The sequence below is a fragment of the Limnofasciculus baicalensis BBK-W-15 genome (assembly GCF_024178385.1).
Taxonomy (GTDB): Bacteria; Cyanobacteriota; Cyanobacteriia; order Cyanobacteriales; family Coleofasciculaceae; genus Limnofasciculus; species Limnofasciculus baicalensis.
Genome location: NZ_JAMZMM010000478.1, coordinates 1 through 3906 on the forward strand (window position 1 = coordinate 1; position 3906 = coordinate 3906).

General features: G+C 40.6%; 4 protein-coding genes. 2 read left to right on the forward strand and 2 right to left on the reverse strand.

What is annotated here, in order from left to right:
- Positions 1-307 precede the first annotated feature (307 nt).
- Entirely contained in the window at positions 308-601 is a 294-nt protein-coding gene (locus tag NJ959_RS26870) for a hypothetical protein (protein WP_254014826.1), read from the forward strand.
- Between the two features lie 489 nt (positions 602-1090).
- Positions 1091-1546, forward strand: a complete 456-nt coding sequence (locus tag NJ959_RS26875) for a hypothetical protein (RefSeq protein WP_254014827.1) — start codon at positions 1091-1093, stop codon at positions 1544-1546.
- 129 nt (positions 1547-1675) lie between these two features.
- Here the strand turns inward: NJ959_RS26875 and NJ959_RS26880 are convergent, their stop codons facing one another.
- Positions 1676-3097, reverse strand: a complete 1422-nt coding sequence (locus NJ959_RS26880; RefSeq protein ID WP_254014828.1) for a hypothetical protein — start codon at positions 3095-3097, stop codon at positions 1676-1678.
- The gene (locus tag NJ959_RS26885; RefSeq protein ID WP_254014829.1) at positions 3098-3781 is read right to left on the reverse strand and encodes a class I SAM-dependent methyltransferase; all 684 of its coding nucleotides are present in this window, start codon (positions 3779-3781) and stop codon (positions 3098-3100) included.
- Between the last annotated feature and the right edge of the window lie 125 nt (positions 3782-3906).

Sequence of the window (3906 nt, forward strand, 5' to 3'; positions counted from 1 at the left end):
TTATTAAGATTAATTCTCAATACTTGACGAGATTGCGTCGTTTCAGCTATTGTGGGCTAATAATCCAAAGGAGGGCTAATAACCTTTTTCAGATTTATACGCTATTGTGAGCCACTTCAATACTTTATAATATCTATTTTAGGAATCAATAATAATTTCCCGATCGGAAGAAAATTGCTGTAGGGGCGAGTTGCTTGCATAAATAATTTGTGCCACTAACAAATAACCTCATAGACTCGGCATCTTCACTATTAATTTTATCAATGGTAAAATACTGGCTGTTTATATAGATAATCAGGGAAGAGATATGGCTTTCGTCCATGAAATTAAATTTTTTCGGGATCGAAAATCTGGCAATCTGAAAGTCGCGCTTTACGATAAACCACCATTTTTTGCTAACGAGTTTTGGATTAAAAACATAGATGCCTCCGATTTGGGATTATCCCGTAAGCCAAAAGGTTTAAAACTTGAGCAAAAATACAGTGTGGATTCCCTTGGTATCAAACCTTTTCCAGCTTCTAAACCAGAATTTGATTTTATTGATAAAGCTTCTGAAGCTGCCTTTTTTGTCGCTACTCAAGTTATCAAAACACAAATATAGCAACCGCCACAGCAGAGAGGACATTCTCAGCTAGCAAATTCTCACAAGGGGCACAGAGCCAATTGTGAGAATCGACGAAAGCACTTTCGTCGGTTAAGGCATTCTCAGCTAGCAAATTTTAACAAGGGGCTTAGAGCCAATTGTCCTAAGCCCCTTGGCGGTTGCTATATCTAGAGGCTCTGCCTCATCCTGCAAAAATCAATCAACTGAAAGGGCGATTGCTTGTTTGTGGGGAGAAAGGCGATCCCTTTGGCTGCCGTTGCGATCGCGCAAAACCGTGACAGGTGGAGGCAGAGCCTAATGAATATAGCAATCCTAAATCAGTTGTGGCAATTTTCTGTGTCGCGATCCTTACTATACCTGGGTTTCAAGCCTCTCACTTGTTACGACTCATTTAGGGTTGCTATATTATATTTGACTGTGCTACAATCATGCAGTTTGTATCAATAATTGGCAGCTTAGGTTTTAAGTAACAATCCCCTCTGGTATATGGCGTTATCTCTTGACCAAATTGAAAAAACGATAGAAGCTATTGATTGTTGGACTGATTCTTTAAGCAGCCAATACGGACGCTTACTTAACTGGCAAAATCCCTCCGATCCGTTCTGGCATTATGGGATTGGCTTGTCAGATACGCATATTTTTGACACGGGTCGAGGGTTATGTCCTTTTAAGAGAAGTGAAGCAAATTTTGTTATTGGCATCGAAGACATTGCTTTTCCGCCAGATCAAACAATTAAGCGGCTCAAGCAAGCTCTATATGTTTTTGCAGATTGGGAATATACTTTGCCCGGTTGGAATTGTGAGCATCTTGGTCGGTTAATTGCCACAGATCAACCAAGATGTTATCAAAGTAGACCTATTTGGTGGTTATGCAACATGACTCCAGAAGGTGATCATAAAACTGCCCGTCAGATTTTTCAAGACTATTTGCGGTGCACTTAATCGATGATGCTGGCAGTAAACTCTTGACTCATAGCCATGTCTTAGCCAAGTTTCCTAGTCTCCGACTAGGAACCCTATCTAGAGGCTCCGCTTCATCCTTGACAAATCAATCAACACTAGTAATTTTTGTCAACTTAATTTAGATACCTTTACCCTAGGCCAAGGAATACTTGATTTAGTTGCCAGAAAATTAGCAACTGCTGCTGCACCATAGCGATTGAGATGACTAGGATCTGTAAAATATTGATTTTGATTTTTCCACTCTTGAACTAAATTAATAAACACAAATTCACCACTAGCAGATTGACGCTCCAGCAACTGTCGGAATTGCTCTTCGCGAGCTAGACGCACTGAGTCTAAATAATCTTTATTTAGGGGTAAATTGACAATTACTAACGGAATCTGTTTTTCCGATGCAAACGCTTTAACTCTATCAAGAGCAACTGCTTGCTCTCCACTGAAACTAAAAGGTTCATAATCGGCATCATAGCTACCTGAAACTCGCGGATTGCGCTGATAATAGATTTTAGGGTCAAATTTATTATCCAATGGCAGGAAGCCATTAGCATCAATAGCAGTACCACTATAACTATTATTTTTCTTTGCCATTAATAAGCCAGAATCAGACTCTCCATCCCCTCCTTCTAATTTAATCATCCGTAGGGCAGGCATCTTGCCTGCCACTGAATTATCCCCTGCCACTAAATTCTCCTTCCCAGAAATACTAGATCCAGAAATATCCTCACAAGGATCTATAGTAATAGATTCCCCTTCAGGTAATTCCGGGCGATTACCTGCAATTATTTCCTGATATCCTGGAGACTTTGTTAGACTAGTAAAAGTACGATCTCCTCTGCCACTATTAAAGGCTCTCACTCCATCTGCCCAAATAATTAACTGAGGTAATTCTTCAGGAGTTAAAAGTTGCCTCAGTTGGAAATCAACAAATTGAGCAGTAGCCCCATTAACACTAAAATTAAAAACTTTCAGGTTACCTTTTCCCTGTTTAGCTAATGCCTGTTGCAATTGTTGCGGATCGATTCCTACCAATGCCCTCGAACTACCTACTATTAAAATATCAGGAGTACCAACAGCCGCAATATAAGATAAATATAGGAGAATTTGTTCTTCAAAAATAGGATTATTAAAGCTAGAAAAGGATAGGGAAGGAGTATTGTTTTTTGCCTTTTGTCTGGCAATATTTAGATTTCGATAATATTCTGCTACTTTCTTTTGGGCAAAAGCCCGTTTGGGGTTATCTACGGGGACAGATTCCATAGCTGCGATCGCTTCTAACCATCCTACCACGACTAAATCCCAGTCTGCCGGGGATTTGGCGGATTGGGTGAGGGTGGCAGTATTTGTGGCTTTGCCGATGGCTTTGGTAAAGGGATCGATTGGGGTACACTTTGAGGAGGTTTGACTGGATTGGGCGGTGAGGTGTGTTGAGATTGGGGTACAACTGCTGGTAAGGGTAACTAAGACTAATGTTGCTGCACTGGAGAATCGAGCGAGCGAGGATAGTTGTCTAATTTGGGATAACTTATACATTTAAGTACCTATTCTTAAATATTCGATCCGTACTTCTTTGACACTATTTGGCTCGTTATTATAAAATACATCTCTACCTATCTCCTGAAAACCTAATTCCTGAAATTGGGCGAGTTCGATGTTAGATAATGCCCAAGGCGGGCTATCTCCTTCAGGCTCCCTATCGCGCAGTCTGGTAATTACTAATAGAGTACCTTCTGGAGCTACTGCTTTAGCAATTTCTGTAATTATTTGCGATCGCACGCTCAAAGGTAAGGATTGGATGTTGCGACATTCTAACACGAAGTCGAACTTTTGCTCCCATTCTCTGGGCAGGTTGAATAAATCGGCAACCAGATAATTTACGCCAGATTCAGGGAATCTTTCCCGACACCAAGCTATGGCTGTTGGTGAAATATCAAAAGCAGTCACTTGGAAACCTTTAGCTGCTAAAGCTTCGGCATCATCCCCCAATCCGCAGCCAAGGATTAATCCTAATTTTCCTTCTGGTTGTGGTGGATAACTTTTTAACCAATCTTGGAAATAGGGATGAGGTGTTAATTTTACCCAAGGTACTTGGGTGGGATCTCCTTTTGCTTCCTGGTATAATATTTCAAACCATCCAGATGGTTGGGAATTTTCCAATGCTGCTGCTGCTAGTTGCCTTACTTTTTCTCTGATAGTGTCTGGTTGTTGTTCAAACATAGTTATAAATTTAGGGCGATTGCGCTGTAATAATTCCAATTATAGGGAGGATACTGTTACTGTGGGGACAAATAACTATATTTGCTAAAACCAGATCCTCCCACATAATTTACTAGCCCCTAGCC